Origin of the sequence: Mycobacterium mantenii (assembly GCF_010731775.1) — a bacterium.
Lineage (GTDB): Bacteria > Actinomycetota > Actinomycetes > Mycobacteriales > Mycobacteriaceae > Mycobacterium > Mycobacterium mantenii.
In genome coordinates this window covers 5,110,997-5,127,785 of the sequence record NZ_AP022590.1, presented here as the reverse complement: position 1 = coordinate 5,127,785, position 16,789 = coordinate 5,110,997, and the positions used below count along the sequence as shown (strand labels likewise).

Annotated in this window: 18 protein-coding genes; 6 read left to right on the top strand and 12 right to left on the bottom strand. The window is 67.9% G+C overall.

Features of this window, described 5'->3' with window-relative positions; genetic code table 11:
* Nucleotides 1–27: 27 nt before the first annotated feature.
* Genes ispF through carD form a run of 3 tightly spaced genes read right to left on the bottom strand, consistent with a single transcriptional unit; the run spans nucleotide 28 to nucleotide 1,734 of the window.
* The gene (ispF, locus tag G6N50_RS23520) at nucleotides 28–516 is read right to left on the bottom strand and encodes a 2-C-methyl-D-erythritol 2,4-cyclodiphosphate synthase (RefSeq protein WP_083095413.1); all 489 of its coding nucleotides are present in this window, start codon (nucleotides 514–516) and stop codon (nucleotides 28–30) included.
* Entirely contained in the window at nucleotides 513–1,229 is a 717-nt protein-coding gene (gene ispD, locus G6N50_RS23515) for a 2-C-methyl-D-erythritol 4-phosphate cytidylyltransferase (protein ID WP_083095412.1), read from the bottom strand. The genes ispF and ispD overlap by 4 nt, the downstream gene beginning before the upstream one ends.
* A 16-nt stretch (nucleotides 1,230–1,245) precedes the next feature.
* Nucleotides 1,246–1,734 (bottom strand): RNA polymerase-binding transcription factor CarD, encoded by a 489-nt coding sequence (gene carD / locus G6N50_RS23510; RefSeq protein ID WP_007166539.1) that lies wholly within the window; start codon nucleotides 1,732–1,734, stop codon nucleotides 1,246–1,248.
* A 289-nt stretch (nucleotides 1,735–2,023) separates the two neighbouring features.
* Here carD and G6N50_RS23505 point away from each other — a divergent pair, with 289 nt between their 5' ends.
* From G6N50_RS23505 to disA, 3 genes are read left to right on the top strand one after another with little or no spacing between them, the layout of a single operon-like run.
* Nucleotides 2,024–2,584, top strand: a complete 561-nt coding sequence (locus G6N50_RS23505) for a hypothetical protein (RefSeq protein ID WP_083095411.1) — start codon at nucleotides 2,024–2,026, stop codon at nucleotides 2,582–2,584.
* A 49-nt stretch (nucleotides 2,585–2,633) separates the two neighbouring features.
* Nucleotides 2,634–4,049 carry a DNA repair protein RadA gene (gene radA / locus G6N50_RS23500; protein WP_083095410.1) on the top strand — a complete coding sequence of 472 codons (1,416 nt, stop codon included), beginning with the start codon at nucleotides 2,634–2,636 and terminating at the stop codon, nucleotides 4,047–4,049.
* A 27-nt stretch (nucleotides 4,050–4,076) separates the two neighbouring features.
* A complete protein-coding gene (disA, locus tag G6N50_RS23495) occupies nucleotides 4,077–5,150 on the top strand; it encodes a DNA integrity scanning diadenylate cyclase DisA (protein WP_083095409.1) in 1,074 nt (357 codons plus the stop codon).
* Nucleotides 5,151–5,173: 23 nt separating this feature from the next.
* On the opposite strand, the gene G6N50_RS23490 is transcribed toward disA, so the two are convergent.
* Complete coding sequence (locus G6N50_RS23490) at nucleotides 5,174–5,983, bottom strand: hypothetical protein (RefSeq protein ID WP_142275576.1); 810 nt, start codon at nucleotides 5,981–5,983, stop codon at nucleotides 5,174–5,176.
* Between the two features lie 124 nt (nucleotides 5,984–6,107).
* A complete protein-coding gene (locus G6N50_RS23485) occupies nucleotides 6,108–6,725 on the bottom strand; it encodes a carbonic anhydrase (RefSeq protein ID WP_065027970.1) in 618 nt (205 codons plus the stop codon).
* Here G6N50_RS23485 and G6N50_RS23480 point away from each other — a divergent pair.
* A complete protein-coding gene (locus tag G6N50_RS23480; RefSeq protein ID WP_083095407.1) occupies nucleotides 6,724–7,635 on the top strand; it encodes an HhH-GPD family protein in 912 nt (303 codons plus the stop codon). The genes G6N50_RS23485 and G6N50_RS23480 overlap by 2 nt on opposite strands.
* A gap of 4 nt (nucleotides 7,636–7,639) precedes the next feature.
* On the opposite strand, the gene G6N50_RS23475 is transcribed toward G6N50_RS23480, so the two are convergent.
* Nucleotides 7,640–8,410: an alpha/beta fold hydrolase gene (locus G6N50_RS23475; RefSeq protein WP_083095406.1), complete on the bottom strand. Its 771-nt coding sequence runs from the start codon at nucleotides 8,408–8,410 to the stop codon at nucleotides 7,640–7,642.
* Nucleotides 8,411–8,473: 63 nt separating this feature from the next.
* Here G6N50_RS23475 and mhuD point away from each other — a divergent pair, with 63 nt between their 5' ends.
* Nucleotides 8,474–8,794, top strand: a complete 321-nt coding sequence (mhuD, locus tag G6N50_RS23470) for a mycobilin-forming heme oxygenase MhuD (RefSeq protein ID WP_007772332.1) — start codon at nucleotides 8,474–8,476, stop codon at nucleotides 8,792–8,794.
* The gene (locus G6N50_RS23465) at nucleotides 8,769–10,133 is read left to right on the top strand and encodes a serine hydrolase (RefSeq protein ID WP_083095405.1); all 1,365 of its coding nucleotides are present in this window, start codon (nucleotides 8,769–8,771) and stop codon (nucleotides 10,131–10,133) included. Before mhuD ends, G6N50_RS23465 begins: the two co-directional genes overlap by 26 nt.
* A 3-nt stretch (nucleotides 10,134–10,136) precedes the next feature.
* On the opposite strand, the gene G6N50_RS23460 is transcribed toward G6N50_RS23465, so the two are convergent.
* The 6 genes from G6N50_RS23460 to lysS all read right to left on the bottom strand — a co-directional run bounded on the left by G6N50_RS23460 (nucleotide 10,137) and on the right by lysS (nucleotide 16,769).
* On the bottom strand, nucleotides 10,137–10,679 hold the full coding sequence (locus G6N50_RS23460) for a histidine phosphatase family protein (RefSeq protein WP_083095404.1): 543 nt from the start codon (nucleotides 10,677–10,679) through the stop codon (nucleotides 10,137–10,139).
* Nucleotides 10,676–11,467: a CbtA family protein gene (locus G6N50_RS23455; protein ID WP_083095403.1), complete on the bottom strand. Its 792-nt coding sequence runs from the start codon at nucleotides 11,465–11,467 to the stop codon at nucleotides 10,676–10,678. The genes G6N50_RS23460 and G6N50_RS23455 overlap by 4 nt, the downstream gene beginning before the upstream one ends.
* A 9-nt stretch (nucleotides 11,468–11,476) precedes the next feature.
* Nucleotides 11,477–11,692: a CbtB domain-containing protein gene (locus G6N50_RS23450; protein WP_083095402.1), complete on the bottom strand. Its 216-nt coding sequence runs from the start codon at nucleotides 11,690–11,692 to the stop codon at nucleotides 11,477–11,479.
* 234 nt (nucleotides 11,693–11,926) lie between these two features.
* Nucleotides 11,927–14,473, bottom strand: a complete 2,547-nt coding sequence (clpC1, locus tag G6N50_RS23445) for an ATP-dependent protease ATP-binding subunit ClpC (protein WP_083095401.1) — start codon at nucleotides 14,471–14,473, stop codon at nucleotides 11,927–11,929.
* Nucleotides 14,474–14,806: 333 nt separating this feature from the next.
* A complete protein-coding gene (gene lsr2, locus G6N50_RS23440) occupies nucleotides 14,807–15,145 on the bottom strand; it encodes a histone-like nucleoid-structuring protein Lsr2 (protein ID WP_066868403.1) in 339 nt (112 codons plus the stop codon).
* Between the two features lie 127 nt (nucleotides 15,146–15,272).
* On the bottom strand, nucleotides 15,273–16,769 hold the full coding sequence (lysS, locus tag G6N50_RS23435; protein ID WP_083095400.1) for a lysine--tRNA ligase: 1,497 nt from the start codon (nucleotides 16,767–16,769) through the stop codon (nucleotides 15,273–15,275).
* Nucleotides 16,770–16,789 lie beyond the last annotated feature (20 nt).

Below are 16,789 nucleotides of genomic sequence, written 5' to 3'. Positions count from 1 at the left end.
TTCCCCGGCGCCCGGCGCTGCGCGGGCTTACCCGGTGGGGACCACCAGCGCGGTGGCGATCGCGGCGAGGCCCTCACCGCGTCCGGTCAGCCCCAACCCGTCGGTGGTCGTCGCCGACACCGAGACCGGCGCACCGAGCAATTCCGACAGGAGCCGCTGCGCCTCGTCGCGGCGTGGACCGACTTTCGGCCGATTCCCGACGACCTGCACGGCGGCGTTGCCGACCCGGAAGCCGTGGCGCGACGTCAGCTCCGCGACATGACGCAGCATGTCGGCGCCGCTGACCCCTTTCCAGCGCGGATCGTCGACCCCGAATACCGCACCCACGTCACCCAGCCCGGCCGCCGACAACACCGCGTCGCACAGCGCGTGCGCGCCGACGTCGCCGTCGGAATGACCGGCGCAGCCGTCGGCGTCGGCGAAGAGCAGACCCAGCAGCCAGCACGGCCGTCCGGGCTCGATGGGGTGCACGTCGACGCCCAGGCCGACCCGGGGCAGGGGAAGCGGCGCGTTCACCGGCGCACGACGGTCTCGGCCAGCAACAAATCGAGCTGGGTGGTGATCTTGAAGGCCAGCGGGTCGCCGTCGACCACCTGGACCTGCCCGCCGACATGCTCGACCAGCGACGCATCGTCGGTGAAGCCGGCCATGCCGGCGCCGGCGCGATAGGCGCGCAACAGCAGATCGGTCGCGAAGCCCTGCGGGGTCTGCACGGCTCGCAGCCCGGCGCGCTCCGGCGTCCCCAGGACCACCCCGTTGGCGTCCACGGCCTTGATCGTGTCATGCAGGCGCAGCGCGGGCACGACGGCCTGGTGACCGGCCCGCAGCGACTCCACCACGCGCGCGATCAGCGCCGGGGGGGTCAGCGCCCGCGCGGCGTCGTGCACCAGCACGAACTCGGGGGCCGCCGCCGAAAAGGACGCCAGGGCCGCCAGGGCCAGGTTGACGGATTCGGTGCGGTCGGGCCCGCCGGCGACGACGGTCGCTCGCCCCGCGGCGACGTGGCCGCCCAGCACCTGCGTGGCTTCGTCGATCCGGTCGGCGGGAACCGCCACCACGACGTGATCGACGACCCCGGATTCCAGCAGGCCGGTGACCGCACGCTGCAGCAGCGTGCGGCCGTCGACCACACAGAATGCTTTCGGAATTCCTGCGGCCAGTCGTTTGCCCGACCCAGCGGCGGGGACGACTGCGACTACGTTGCCTGAGGTGCCCTTCTCCGGGGCCACCGAAGCGTCAGGGCCTTCAGGAAGCGGCGGCCAGAACCTCGTCGAGGATGGTCTCCGCCTTGGCGTCGTCGGTGCTCTCGGCCAGCGCCAATTCACCGACCAGAATCTGACGGGCCTTGGCCAGCATCCGCTTCTCGCCCGCCGACAAACCTCGCTCCTGGTCGCGACGCCACAGGTCGCGGACAACCTCGGCGACCTTGTTGACATCGCCGGAAGCAAGCTTTTCGAGGTTGGCCTTGTAGCGGCGCGACCAGTTCGTCGGCTCTTCGGTGTGCGGGGCGCGCAGCACCTGGAAAACTTTGTCGAGACCTTCTTGTCCGACGACGTCGCGCACACCGACGTACTCAGCGTTATCGGCGGGAACTCGAACCGTCAGGTCTCCCTGCGCCACCTTCAAGACGAGATACTCTTTTTGTTCCCCTTTGATCGTCCGGGTTTCGATCGCCTCGACTAACGCAGCACCGTGATGCGGGTAAACAACGGTGTCGCCGACCTTGAAGATCATCTGATTCGAGCCCCTTTCGTTACTTCATCCTAACACGGCCGCCTAACTACGCGCGAAGCAACGATGCAGGTCAGGGGCACAACACGCGCAGACTAGGGGTTGACATGGGGACCAAGTCGTGCAGTGCAGCACATTACCAACGCGATCGAAGCGGCCCGGCGGCGGCCTATTTGAGGCCCATTTTCGCGCTCCTGCGCTGGTCTGGCGCCCCGCGGTATCGCGCGCGAGACGTTCCTACTACTGTGCATAGTTGCATCAGTCGAATCGGCTCAGCAGGAGGCCTGAGAGAGTGAACCGCTTCAAGATCCGCCTCGGCCTGCCCGTGTTCGCCGTGGCCGGCGTGCTTGCCGTTCTGGTTGCTCTGCTCAGCGGTTGCGGAGCCGGCCAGGTCTCGCAGATGGCGGTCCAGGAGCCGGCCGTCAACGGCAACAAGGTCACGTTCAACCACGTGGCGCTGCGCGACATCCGGATCCAGGCCAACCAGACCGGCGACTACCTGCAGCCGGGCCGGACCGTGGACCTGGTGCTGGTGGCGGTCAATCAGTCGCCGAGTTCGGCCGACCGGCTGGTCGGCATCACCAGCGACATCGGCACGGTGACGGTCAGCGGCGACCCCCGGCTGCCCGCCGGCGGATCGCTGTTCATCGGCACGCCGGAAGGCCAGAAGGTGGCGCCGGGCCCGGTGGGCGCCCACACCGCGGCGGCGAGGGCCACCGTCAATTTGGCCAAACCGATCTCGAACGGCCTCACCTACAACTTCACCTTCAATTTCGAGAAGGCCGGGCAGGCCACGGTCGCGGTGCCGATTTCGGCCGGCCTGATGCCGCCGCAGCAAAACCAGGCGGGCTAACCGCCTGTCGTGACGCGGGCTTGTCGTAGCGGCTCGATACCGTCATGACGTGGCAACTGCGCGCTCCCAATATCGCTGTTCCGAATGCCGTCATGTCACGGCGAAGTGGGTCGGCCGCTGCCTGGAGTGCGGCACCTGGGGCACCGTCGACGAGGTCCCGGTCCTCAGTGCGGTCGCCGGCCGCCGCGCCGGCCTGGCCGCGGCGTCCCCGGCCGTGCCGATCACTTCCATCGCGCCCAACGCGAGCCAGCACCGCACGACAGGTGTAGACGAACTCGACCGGGTGCTGGGCGGCGGCGTGGTGCCCGGCTCGGTGACGCTGCTGGCCGGCGATCCGGGTGTGGGCAAGTCGACACTGCTGCTCGAGGTCGCGCACCGCTGGGCGGAATCGGGCCGCCGCGCGCTGTACATCTCCGGTGAGGAGTCCGCCGGCCAGATCCGGCTGCGCGCGGACCGCATCGGCTGCGGCGGCGACGAGCTGTACTTGGCAGCAGACTCCGACCTGCACACGGTGCTCGAGCACATCGCCACGGTCAAGCCGGCCCTGGTGATCGTGGACTCGGTGCAGACCATGTCCACCACCGAGGCCGACGGCGTGGCCGGCGGTGTCACACAGGTGCGCGCGGTGACGTCGGCGCTGACCGCCGCGGCCAAAACCAACGGGGTCGCGCTGATCCTGGTCGGGCACGTCACCAAGGACGGGGCCATCGCCGGGCCGCGCTCGCTGGAGCATCTCGTCGACGTCGTGCTGCACTTCGAAGGCGACCGCAACGGCTCGCTGCGGATGGTCCGGGGGATCAAGAACCGGTTCGGTGCGGCCGACGAGGTGGGGTGTTTCCTGCTGCACGACAACGGGATCGACGGCGTCGCCGACCCGTCGAACCTGTTCCTGGACCAGCGTCCGGCGCCGGTCCCCGGCACCGCGATCACGGTGACGCTCGACGGAAAGCGACCGCTCATCGGCGAGGTGCAGGCGCTGCTGGCCACGCCCGCGGGCGGCTCGCCGCGCCGCGCCGTCAGCGGCATCGACCATTCCCGGGCCGCGATGATCACCGCGGTGCTGGAAAAGCACGCCAGACTGCCCATCGCCGCCAACGACATCTATCTGTCCACGGTCGGCGGCATGCGGCTGACCGATCCGTCGTCGGATCTGGCGGTCGCGGTCGCGCTGGCCTCGGCGCTCACAAGCCTGCCGCTGCCCACCACGGCGGTGATGATCGGCGAGGTGGGCCTGGCCGGAGATCTCCGGCGGGTCAGCGGCATGGAGCGGCGGCTGAGCGAAGCCGCGCGCCAGGGGTTCAACATTGCGCTCATCCCGGATGGCGACGACCCCCGGCGCGAAATAGTGCCCAGCGGGATGCGGGCACTGCGGGCGCCCACCATCGTGGCGGCGCTCGAGCACATGATCGACATCGCCGACCACCGCGGCGGCACGCCGGCAGGCCCGCGACGGCTGGACGCGTGACGCGTCGGGCCTGAAGAATGACACGTTGTGACTCGTCCGACCCTGCGTGAGACTGTCGCCCGCCTGGCTCCTGGCACCGGGCTGCGTGACGGCCTGGAACGTATTCTGCGTGGCCGTACCGGCGCGCTGATCGTGCTCGGCAACGACGAAGCCGTCGAGGCCATCTGCGACGGCGGCTTCGCCCTCGATGTGCGTTACGCGCCCACCCGGCTGCGTGAGCTGGCCAAGATGGACGGCGCCGTCGTGCTGTCCACCGACGGCAGCCGCATCGTGCGGGCCAACGTGCAACTGGTTCCCGATCCGTCGATCGCCACCGACGAGTCGGGAACCCGGCACCGCTCGGCGGAGCGGGCCGCGATCCAGACCGGGTATCCGGTGATCTCGGTGAGCCACTCGATGAACATCGTGACCGTCTACGTGGGCGGGGAGCGCCACGTGGTGGCCGATTCGGCGACCATCCTGTCGCGGGCCAACCAGGCCATCGCCACCCTGGAGCGCTACAAGATCAGGCTCGACGAGGTCAGCCGGCAGCTGTCGCGCGCTGAGATCGAGGACTTCGTGACCCTGCGCGACGTCATGTCGGTGGTGCAGCGGCTCGAGCTGGTCCGGCGGATCGGCCAGGTGATCGACAACGACGTGGTCGAACTCGGCACCGACGGCCGCCAGCTACGGCTGCAGCTCGACGAGCTGCTGGGCGGCAACGACAACGCCCGCGAACTGATCGTGCGCGACTATCACGCCAGCCCGGAGCCGTTGTCCGAGGCGCAGATGACGGCCACACTCGACGAGCTGGACGCGCTGTCGGATGCCGAGCTGCTCGACTTCACGATCCTGGCAAAGGTTTTCGGCTATCCGACCACCACCGAGGCGCAGGATTCGGCGGTCAGCCCGCGTGGCTACCGTGCGCTGGCCGGCATTCCGCGCCTGCAGTTCGCCCACGCTGACCTGTTGGTCCGCTCGTTCGGGACGCTGCAGAACGTGCTGGCGGCCAGCGCCAGCGACCTGCAATCGGTCGACGGCATCGGCGCGATGTGGGCACGCCATGTGCGGGAAGGCCTGTCGCAGCTGGCGGAGTCGACGATCACCGACTCATTGAGCTAGGTGCGCGCTGATGCGCGTCGGCGTCAGCCGGCCGGCGGCGGGGCCATCGGCGGCGCCTCCGGCTGCGGCACGGCGCCCGGCTGACCCGGTCCGGGTGCCGGGCCCGGTGGCGGTGGCGGCTGGTTCATGATGAACGGCACCGGCATCGAGCGCAGATTGCCCAGCTGCACCACGAGGTTGTAGGTGCCCGGCCCGATCGCCGGCCGCGGCAGCGGGCAGTGCGGCGCCGAGCCCATTCCCGTCCACGTCACCGCGGTGGTCACCTGCTCGCCCGGCGTGAAGGTTTTGATCAGCGTCTCGTTGGACGGCGCGCAGTCCAGGTTGGACCACAACCGCTTGTTGTCCAGCGAGTAGACGTAGGCCGCCAACACCGCGGCGCCGACGTCGCGCTTGCAGGCCACCAGGCCGATGTTGGTGACGACCATGGTGAACTTCGGCTGGTCGCCGATGAAGTACTGGGGCGCGTTGGTCAGGCCCTTGACCGCCAGCGTCGAATCGGGGCAGTCGTCGCCCTCCTTCAGCACCGGCGGCGGCTGCACCGCGGCGGTGGGTGTGGGGGTCTCGGGGTTCTGCCCCTGCGCCGGCGGCGCCACCGGAGCGGGGCCCTCGGGACCCGCCGGTGGGGGCGCCTGGGGCGCAGGCGATCCCGGCTTGTTCTGCGCGGCGCTGGCCTTGTCGGCATTGGCGGGCTTGGCTCCCCCGCTATGCCCCATGAAGGCGATGACGATGGCGGCCACGATCCCGATCACCACGACCGCGATGCCGATGGCCAGGCCTCTGCGCCGCCAATAGATCTCCGTGGGTAGCGGGCCACGCGGTTCCAGATCGAGCACGTTCGCAGCGTAGGCCCAGGTCACATCGATTCGGCTGACCCGCCTCGGCGTGTCGCCAGGTTTGCTGGCCGACCGGCGTGTAGTGGCGCCGACGAGCGCGGCCCCACGGGTGCCCTATTCGGCGCTATTCACCTATGTCGCCGGCGTGATCGCACAACTCGGCCCGCCCGTCCGCAAGGTGGTAGGTGACCCCCGCCACCGCTACCGTGCCCGCGGCCACCCGCTCGGCGATAATCGCCGAGCGAGACGTCAGTTGCGCAACGGTCTCGCAGACGTGGCGCTTCTCGAACTCGTCCACGCGGCTCAGGCCCTCGCGCCGGCCCATCAGGATCGAGGGGGCCACGCGCTCCACCACATCACGCACGAAACCGCCGGGGATGGTGCCGTCGTCGATCGCGGCCAGCGCCGCCTTGACGGCGCCGCAGCTGTCGTGACCCAGCACGACGATCAGCGGCACGTTGAGCACCGCCACGGCGAACTCGATGGAGCCCAGCACCGCCGAATCGATGGCCTGCCCGGCGGTGCGCACCACGAACATGTCACCCAAGCCCTGATCGAAGATGAGCTCGGCGGCAACTCGGCTGTCCGCGCAGCCGAACACGACCGCGGTGGGACTCTGACCCGCGGCCAGGCTCGCTCGGTGCTCAACACTTTGGCTGGGATGCTGCGGCTTACCGGCGACGAATCGCTCGTTACCCTCTTTGAGTGATTTCCACGCGGTTACCGGACTGGTGTTAGGCATGGCTGACATCATGCCGCATCCGCCGGTGAACGGACGGCCAAATGTTCCGGCCGACAAGTTGATCGATTGGTACGACCGGTCGAGCCGCGATCTGCCGTGGCGCGAGCCCGGGGTCAGCGCCTGGCAGATTCTGGTCAGCGAATTCATGCTGCAGCAGACGCCGGTATCGCGGGTGCTACCGATCTGGACGGATTGGGTGCGGCGCTGGCCCACCGCGTCGGCCACAGCGGCGGCCAGCGCCGCCGACGTGCTGCGCGCCTGGGGCAAGCTGGGCTATCCGCGGCGGGCCAAGCGATTACACGAGTGCGCCATCGTGATCGCGCGCGATCACGGCGACGAGGTTCCCGGGGACGTCGACACCCTGCTGACGCTGCCCGGCGTCGGCAGCTACACCGCCCGCGCCATCGCCTGTTTCGCCTATGGACAGCCGGTACCGGTGGTGGACACCAACGTGCGCCGGGTGGTGGCGCGCGTGGTGCACGGCCAGGCCGACGCGGGCGCACCGTCCGCGACGCGGGACCACGCCGACGTGTCGGCGCTGCTGCCCGCCGACGGGACGGCACCGAGATTTTCCGTCGCGCTGATGGAACTGGGCGCGACGGTGTGCACCGCGCGCACGCCGCGCTGCGGGCTGTGTCCGCTGGGCCGGTGCGCGTGGCGGGACGCCGGCCATCCGCCCGCGCAGGGCCCGGCCCGCCGCGTTCAGACCTACGCCGGAACCGACCGTCAGGTTCGCGGGCGGCTGATGGATGTGTTGCGCGCCAACGATTCTCCGGTGACCCGCGCTCAGCTGGATGTGGCTTGGCTGACCGATACCGCGCAGCGCGACCGGGCGCTGTATTCGCTGCTGGCCGACGGCTTGGTGACCCAGACGCGCGACGGCCGGTTCGCGCTGGCCGGCGAGGAGTAGCGCATCAGGCCGGCGAACGCGGCGCCGCCAGAAACGACTCGACCGCCTCGCGGTACAACTGGGGCGCCTCGTCGTGAATCAGGTGACCGGCTTCCGGGACCTTCAAATACGTTGTCGCGAAGCCAATTTCGGCCATCTCTTGCATCTGCCCGGGCGGGGTGACCGAATTGCCGGCCTCGATGAGCAGCGCGGGCACACGCACGTCGCGCCACTGCGTCCAATAGTCGCGGGTGCCCCACTCCGCGGCGATCTCGATCCACCGCGCGGTGTGACCGTGCAGCCGCCAACCGGTTTCGGTGCGGTCGAAGGCCTCCAGGAAGTATTGCCCGGCGACGGGCCCGAATTCGGCGTAAACCTGTTCGGCGGTGTCGAATTCGACCGGAAGGGCGTGCAGCCACGGCTCCCAGGGGCCGGTGGTCCGGTCCCGGAAGTCCGGCGCCATGTCCTCGAGTACCAGCGCGGAAACCAGCTCGGGGCGCTCGGCCGCCAGACACCAGGAGTGCAGGGCGCCCATCGAATGCCCGACCATCCGGGCCGGCACCGCCAGCGCGCTCACGGCGTCGGCCAGATCGGCCACGAACCGTTCGGTGCTGATCGGGTGCGGATCGTCGACGTCGCGGCCGCGGTGCCACGGCGCGTCGTAGGTGTAGACGGTGCCGAGCCGGCTCAGCCAGGGCAGCTGCCGCGGCCAGGTGGTCCCCCGCCCCATCAGGCCGTGCACCAGCACCAGCGGCTCACCGAACCCCCCTTGGCAAGTCAGCAGATGGCTGGGCATAGCACCATCTTGCGTGCACCGCCCACGACCCGAGCACGGGGATGGGCGGGGTAGCCTAGCGGCATGTCGCCAGTGGTGAAGATCAACGCAATCGAAGTACCCGCCGACGCCGGCCCGGAGCTGGAGAAGCGGTTCGCCCACCGGGCGCACGCCGTCGACAACCAGCCCGGCTTCCTCGGCTTTCAGCTGCTCCGCCCGATCAAGGGCGAGAACCGCTACTTCGTGGTGACCCAGTGGGAATCCGAGGAGGCATTCCAGGCGTGGGCGCAGGGGCCCGCCATCGAAGCACACTCCGGTGAACGGGCGAAGCCGGTGGCGACCGGGGCGTCGCTGCTGGAATTCGAGGTTGTGATGGACGTTGCCGGCAACAAGCAGGCTGGCTAGCGGGCTGTCGGCCTGGCGCCGGGCCTTGACGCTGAGCGCGGCCGCCGCACTCGTAGTGACATTGGCGCCCGGTTGCGGCCCCAATCCCTCCCCGCAGGCGAACGCGGCGAATCCAAGTCGGCAGATCGACACCCGGACCCCGCCCGGCATCCGGGCCCAGCAGACGCTGGACATGCTCAACTCGGACTGGCCCATCGGCCCGGTCGGGGTCCGCACCCTCGCCGCACCCGACGAGGTCGAGTCGGTGGAAACCACCATGGAGGCGCTGTGGTGGGACCGTCCGTTCGCCCTTGACGGCGTCGACCTCGGCGCGAACGTGGCGACCCTGCACCTGACCTCGTCCTACGGTGCGCGGCAAAACATCCGGATTCACACCGACGACGGCGGGTGGGTGGATCGGTTCGATCTCGACACCCAGGCGCCCACGATCAACTCGTGGCACGACATCGACGCGGTGCTGAGCAAGACCGGTGCGCGCTACTCCTATCAGGTCGCCAAGGTCGACGACGGACATTGCGACCCGGTGGCGGGCACCAACACGCGCAAATCCTTGCCCCTGGCATCGATTTTCAAGCTGTACGTGTTGCATGGGCTGGCGGGCGCGATCAAGGAAGGGACGGTGTCCTGGGATGACCAGCTGACCGTCACCGACAAAAGCCGGGCGGTCGGCTCCTCGGGATTGGCGTTGCCCGCCGGGGCGCATGTTTCGGTGCGCACCGCCGCCGAGAAGATGATCGCCACCAGTGACAACATGGCGACCGACCTGCTGATCGGGAAGATGGGCACGCACGCCATCGAGGAGGCGCTCGCCACGGCCGGCCATCACGACCCGGCCAGCATGACCCCGTTCCCGACCATGTACGAGTTGTTCTCCGTCGGGTGGGGCAGGCCGGACCTGCGCAACCAATGGGAGCACGGATCGCCGCAAGTCCGCGGGCAGCTGCTGGAGCAGGCGAATTCGACGCCATACGACCCTGATCCGATGCGGGCCCACTCGCCGGCGTCCTCTTACGGGGCGGAGTGGTACGGCAACGCCGAGGACATCTGCCGGGTCCACGCGGCGCTGCAGGCCGACGCGGTCGGCAAGGCCGCACCGGTGCGCGAGATACTCTCCGCGGTCGCGGGTATCCAGCTCGACCGCAATACCTGGCCCTACATCGGCGCGAAAGCCGGTGGGCTGCCGGGCGATTTGACGTTCAGCTGGTACGCCGTCGACAAGACGGGCCAGCCGTGGGTGGTCAGCTTTCAGCTGAACTGGCCGCGCGATCACGGCCCGACCGTGACCAGCTGGATGCTGAAGGTCGCCAAACAGGCCTTCGCGCTGATCGCGCCGCGCTGAGGCTCACAGGCGCAGCGTCCAACGGCCATCCCGGAAGTGCATGACGACGCGGCCGACGGGTGCGACGTCGATGCGCCAAAACGATGCCGGGGCGATGTCCAGCGCCGCAACGATCGCCGCCCGGATCACCGCCGGGTGCGTCACCGCGACCGTGCGTAATGGGTTGGCGGTCAACGACTCCAGCCACCGCGCCACCCGGGAGACCAGATCGGCGATCGACTCACCGCCGTGCGGCGCGGCGACCGGCCGACTCAGCCACGCCTCGAGTTCCCCGGACGGCAGTGTCGCGAGCGCCCCCCCGCGCCACCGTCCGCAGTCGAGATCTGCCAGTAGCGGTTCAGTTTCGGCTTGCAGGCCAAGCAGATCCGCGGTCTGCCGGGTGCGCCGTTCGGGTCCGCACAGCTGACGCGGTGCCGCGCCGGCGTCAACCGCCTCGACCTGTCGTCGGCCGATCGCGTTCAGCGGTTCGTCGGCGGGAAAACGCCCGTCCGCCATGGCGTCCGTCATGCCATGCGAGAGCAGGGTTAGCCGGACGACCTCGGTCACGCCGCGATGCTCGACGCCCGCCCGCCGTGGGCCCGCTCCGAAAGCAGCCGCCCACTGATCGTCGCGAAAACCAGCCCGATGCCCGCCCACAGCACCAGCTGCGTGGCCAGCGAGAGCAGCCTGAACTCGTAGAGGACCTCGGCGGGGAAACCCGGATAGACGATCGTGCCCGCGGCGTCGCGCAGCGGTTCGGGGATCTCGTCCACGCCGGGCAGCAGCACCGACACCACGACGATGGCCACCAGGTACGCGCCGGCCGCGAGCAGTCGCGCGTTCCACGCGCCGAACCGGGCGGCCAGTCGCCGCGCCAGCCATACCGCGCCGATGGCCAGCACCACCGACACCGCCACCATCGCCAGGTACCAGCCGGTGCGCGCGCCGATCGTGTCGGCCTGTCCGACCGCCGGTGGGTTCGGCGGATATTTCAAGAACGGCACCACGTACACCGCCCCGAACGCCCCGGCCGCCAAAAGCAGCGAAAGTGCTTGCGGTCGGGCAATTTCCGTGCGGGCGTGTACGACGCTGAACAGGACGGCGAACAGCGCGCCCATGGCCAGGCCAAAGATCAGCACACCGAATCCCAGTCCGGGGCCCGCTTGCACGCCGCGGCTGAACAACTCGGCGCCGTGCTCGTGCACGCCATGCGCGTTCTCGGCGTCGGTGCGGCCTTCTTCAAAAGCGATTGCGCGGCCTATGACGGGTTCGGCGCACAGGCGGGCGAAGACGAACGCCAGCACCGCACCGAGCGCGCCCGCCACAAGACCGCCCGCGATAAGGCGTTTCTCCACGAGACGGGGTCAGTGGCAGGGGAAGCCGAGTAGGTGCCGCGCGTCGTGCACGAACTCGTGCACGTGCGAGTCGCTGCCGAACAGCGAGACTGCCCCCTGGTCGATGCCGACGAAGTACAGGGCCAGCAACGCGAGGAAGACGGTCGCCGCCGGCCAAAGTGCGGTGCTCGCCGCGGACAGATTGACCGATCTGGTGCTGCGCCCGGTTAGCTGCGGGTGGGACACAATCGACTCCTTCTGGGGATTACGCGTCCCCGCTGGGGTATGACGGGTCCCGGGTCTGACTTTGGACAGTGGCGCGACCGTTCTGGACTTTCACCAGATTCCGGTACCCGTCGATGACAACGGTCAGTGTAAACCCCGCGGTTTGCCGAGCAACCGGTGATCGATTCAGTCTTCGTGCAACGAAAAACGGGCGGTCAGCCCCGGTTGAGACTGACCGCCCGTTTCTGCTGGTCGTTACTGCGCGTCCGGCCCCGGGTCGGCGGCGCTATGCGCCCCGGCCTTGGCCAGGTCCGGCTCGGCCGGCGGCTTGCGGGTTCCGATGAAGGTGAACGTCGCGTCCTCGCCGGCGCTTTCGCCGTCCCAGTCGGCGACGTCGACCGTGACGACCTGTCCCGGGCCGACCTCCTCGAAGAGGATCTTCTCGGAGAGCTGGTCCTCGATCTCGCGCTGGATGGTGCGCCGCAGCGGGCGGGCACCCAGCACCGGGTCGAAGCCGCGCTTGGCCAGCAAGGCCTTGGCCTTGTCGGTCAGATCGAGGGCCATATCCTTGCTCTTGAGCTGGTTGGCGACCCGGCTGATCATGAGGTCGACCATCTTGATGATCTCGTCCTTGGTCAGCTGGTGGAAGACGATGATGTCGTCGATGCGGTTGAGGAACTCCGGCCGGAAGTGCTTCTTGAGCTCGTCGTTGACCTTCTGCTTCATCCGCTCGTAGTTGTTCTCACCGCCACCCTGGGTGAAGCCCAGGCCGACCGGCTTGGAGATGTCCGACGTGCCGAGGTTCGACGTGAAGATCAGCACGGTGTTCTTGAAGTCGACCGTGCGGCCCTGACCGTCGGTGAGCCGACCGTCCTCGAGGACCTGCAACAAGCTGTTGTAGATCTCCTGGTGGGCCTTCTCGATCTCGTCGAACAGCACCACCGAGAACGGCTTGCGCCGCACCTTCTCGGTGAGCTGGCCGCCCTCTTCGTAGCCGACGTATCCCGGCGGGGCACCGAACAACCGCGACGCGGTGAACCGGTCGTGGAACTCGCCCATGTCGATCTGGATGAGCGCGTCGTCGTCGCCGAACAGGAAGTTGGCCAGCGCCTTGGACAGCTCGGTCTTACCGACACCGGACGGTCCGGCGAAGATGAACGAACCCGACGGGCGCTTGGGGTCTTTCAACCCGGCCCGGGTGCGGCGGATCGCCTTCGAGACGGCCTTGACGGCGTCCTCCTGGCCGATGATCCGCTTGTGCAGCTCGTCCTCCATGCGCAGCAGCCGGGTGGTCTCGGCCTCGGTGAGCTTGAACACCGGGATGCCGGTCCAGTTGCCCAGCACCTCGGCGATCTGCTCGTCGTCGACCTCGGCGACCACATCGAGATCGCCTGAGCGCCATTGCTTTTCGCGCTCGGCACGCTGGCCCACCAGTTGCTTCTCGCGATCGCGCAGGCTGGCCGCCTTCTCGAAGTCCTGGGCGTCGATCGCCGATTCCTTCTCCCGGCGCGCCTCGGCGATCTTCTCGTCGAACTCGCGCAGATCTGGCGGCGCGGTCATCCGGCGGATCCGCATCCGCGCGCCCGCCTCGTCGATCAGGTCGATCGCCTTATCGGGCAGGAACCGGTCGTTGATGTAGCGGTCGGCCAGGGTGGCCGCGGCGACCATCGCGCCGTCGGTGATCGACACCCGGTGGTGCGCCTCGTAACGGTCGCGCAGACCCTTGAGGATCTCGATGGTGTGCTCCACCGTCGGCTCGCCCACCTGCACGGGCTGGAAGCGGCGCTCCAGCGCGGCGTCCTTCTCGATGTACTTGCGGTACTCATCGAGCGTGGTCGCGCCGATGGTCTGCAGCTCGCCACGGGCCAGCTTCGGCTTCAGGATGCTCGCGGCGTCGATCGCGCCCTCGGCAGCGCCGGCACCCACCAGGGTGTGCAGCTCGTCGATAAACAGGATGATGTCGCCGCGGGTGTTGATCTCCTTGAGGACCTTCTTCAGGCGCTCCTCGAAATCACCGCGGTAGCGGCTGCCCGCCACCAGCGAACCCAAATCCAGCGTGTAGAGCTGCTTGTCCTTCAGCGTCTCGGGAACCTGCCCGTGCACGATGGCCTGGGCCAGGCCCTCGACGACGGCGGTCTTACCGACGCCGGGCTCGCCGATCAGCACCGGGTTGTTCTTGGTGCGCCGGCTCAGCACCTGCATCACCCGCTCGATTTCCTTCTCGCGGCCGATGACCGGATCCAGCTTGCCCTCCATTGCCGCGGCGGTCAGGTTGCGCCCGAACTGGTCGAGCACCAGCGAGGTGGACGGGCTGCCGGATTCGCCGCCGCGGCCACCGGTGCCGGCCTCCGCGGCTTCCTTGCCCTGGTAGCCGCTCAGCAACTGGATGACCTGCTGGCGCACCCGGGTCAGCTCGGCGCCCAGCTTCACCAGCACCTGCGCGGCCACGCCCTCACCCTCACGGATCAGGCCCAGCAGAATGTGCTCGGTGCCGATGTAGTTGTGGCCCAACTGCAGTGCCTCGCGCAGGCTCAGCTCGAGAACCTTCTTGGCGCGGGGCGTGAACGGAATGTGTCCCGACGGCGCCTGCTGGCCCTGGCCGATGATCTCCTCGACCTGGCTGCGGACGCCCTCGAGTGAGATGCCCAGCGACTCCAGCGACTTCGCCGCGACGCCTTCACCCTCGTGAATCAAACCCAGCAGGATGTGCTCGGTGCCGATGTAGTTGTGGTTGAGCATCCGGGCCTCTTCTTGCGCCAGGACGACGACCCTGCGGGCACGGTCGGTAAATCTTTCAAACATCGGGTTACCTGCTCTCCCTCACATCGGTACAAACCTGTTAGCGGCCCCACTGAGAACCAAGCCGGTCCCCTGTGGCCGGAATCGCGTACCTGTCTCCACTGTAATGGTCGGCTTGCCAGCGGGCCTAACCTTGCCGTGCGTTCTTCGCTGCGGACCCGCTCGGCATTCCGGGGCCAATCTCACCTGCGACTGCCTGCGGCGTTGCGCGCCGTAACTGAAGAAACGTCGCGAGGTTCCGATTCGTTTCCGCAAGCCGCCCGACGATTGTTTCGCGCCCAGCGAAATGACAAACCGGCGCCCGGGCTCCGAGCCCGGGCGCCGGTCTGAGGACTGCTAGGTCGCCGCGTGGAATGCGTCGATCACGTCGGCCGGAATGCGGCCGCGCGTCGACACGTTGTGCCCGTTCCGACGAGCCCAGTCGCGGATGGCTGCACTCTGCTCACGATCGATCGCGCCACGGCCCCGGCCCGAGCCGGAACGCCCGCGCCGACGGCCGCCGACGCGGCGCCCGGCCTCCACCCATTGCTTCAGATCCCCGCGCAGTTTCGCGGCATTCTTGGACGAAAGGTCAATCTCATAGGTCACCCCGTCAAGCCCGAATTCCACCGTTTCGTCGGCTGCGCCGGCACCGTCGAAATCATCGACCAAGGTGACGGTCACTTTTTTTGCCATTGGCTTACCCTCGCATTTCGTCCTGAGCGGTTACTGAGCAGATTGGATCGGCCTCCCCGGTCACCAATGTGCCATAACAGCGCAGCATACTCAATCTGTACGGAATCCGCACAGTTGGATTTTCCAACTACGCTTGCGGGCGAACAATCGGGAACAAAACTGTCTCTCGAATTGACAGTCCGGTCAAAGTCATCAACAGCCGGTCGATACCCATTCCCGTTCCGGTACATGGCGGCATCGCATACTCGAGTGCTGCAAGAAAGTCTTCGTCGAGCACCATGGCTTCGTCGTCGCCGGCCGCGGCCGCGCGGGCCTGCGCGGCGAACCTGTCACGCTGCACCACAGGGTCGTTCAGTTCGGAGTACCCGGTGGCCAGTTCGACTCCGCGCAGATACAGGTCCCACTTCTCGGTGACGCCCGCGATGCTGCGGTGCTGACGCGTCAAAGGCGTTGTCTCGACCGGGAAATCCCTCACAAATGTGGGCGCGACGAGCGCGTTGCCCACCGTGTGCTCCCACAGTTCCTCGACGATCTTTCCGTGTCCGTAGCCCCGGTCACGGGGGATCTCGACACCGAGCTGATCGGCGATGCCGAGCAATCGTTCGACCGTCGTCTCCGGTGTGACCTCTTCACCGAGTGCCCCCGACAGTGACGGGTACATTTGTATAGAAGCCCATTCTCCGTCTATGTCGTAGACACTGCCGTCGGGTAGCGGTAGTTGTCGGGTTCCGATCGCTTCGTCGGCTACCTCTTGAATAAGCTCCCGCGTCACTACTGCCGAATCGTCATAGGTTCCGTACGCCTGGTAGGTCTCCAGCATGGAAAATTCCGGAGAATGGGTGGAATCCGCACCCTCGTTTCGGAACACTCGATTTAGTTCGAAAACCCTGTCGAAACCACCTACAACGCAGCGCTTGAGGAACAGTTCGGGTGCGATCCTCAAGTAGAGATCGATGTCTAGCGCATTGGAATGGGTGATGAAGGGTCGCGCGGCCGCGCCACCGGCCAGCGTCTGAAGTATTGGGGTTTCAACTTCGAGAAACCCGCGGCGTTCCAATGCGTTGCGTATCGCACGGATGACGGCAATACGCTGCCGCGCTACAGTGCGCGCCTGCGGGCGGACGATCAGGTCGACGTAGCGCTGCCGCACCCGCGCCTCTTCGCTCATGTCCTTGTGCGCGACGGGCAGCGGACGCAGCGACTTGGACGCCATCTGCCACGAGTCGGCAAGGACGGACAATTCGCCGCGGCGTGAGCTGATCACGTTGCCGTGCACGTAGACGATGTCACCGAGGTCGACGTCGGCCTTCCAGGCGTCGAGGGATTGCCGGCCGACTTTGTCGAGGCTGATCATCACCTGCAGGGCGGTGCCGTCGCCCTCCTGCAGCGTGGCGAAGCAGAGTTTGCCGGCGTTGCGGGCAAAGATGACCCGGCCGGCGACGCCGACCACGTCTTCGGTTGCGGTGTCGACCGGCAGGTCGGGATGGGCGGCACGGACCTGCGCCAGCGTGTGGGTGCGTTCGACGGCGACCGGGTAGGGGTCGTGCCCCTCGGCGAGTAACCGAGCGCGCTTATCCCGGCGAATCCGGTACTGCTCGGGAATGTCTGCGTCGTCGGCACTCACGACGTGCCAGCTTAAAGGAC

What these genes read in the sequence shown, in the direction of transcription:
- carD (WP_007166539.1), bottom strand. Translation starts at nt 1,734, where the DNA reads ATGATCTTCAAGGTCGGCGACACCGTTGTTTACCCGCATCACGGTGCT.
- G6N50_RS23475 (WP_083095406.1), bottom strand. Translation starts at nt 8,410, where the DNA reads ATGCCCAGCCATCTGCTGACTTGCCAAGGGGGGTTCGGTGAGCCGCTG.
- clpC1 (WP_083095401.1), bottom strand. Translation starts at nt 14,473, where the DNA reads ATGTTTGAAAGATTTACCGACCGTGCCCGCAGGGTCGTCGTCCTGGCG.
- G6N50_RS23485 (WP_065027970.1), bottom strand. Translation starts at nt 6,725, where the DNA reads ATGCCTAACACCAGTCCGGTAACCGCGTGGAAATCACTCAAAGAGGGT.
- mhuD (WP_007772332.1), top strand. Translation starts at nt 8,474, where the DNA reads ATGTCGCCAGTGGTGAAGATCAACGCAATCGAAGTACCCGCCGACGCC.
- lsr2 (WP_066868403.1), bottom strand. Translation starts at nt 15,145, where the DNA reads ATGGCAAAAAAAGTGACCGTCACCTTGGTCGATGATTTCGACGGTGCC.
- G6N50_RS23480 (WP_083095407.1), top strand. Translation starts at nt 6,724, where the DNA reads ATGGCTGACATCATGCCGCATCCGCCGGTGAACGGACGGCCAAATGTT.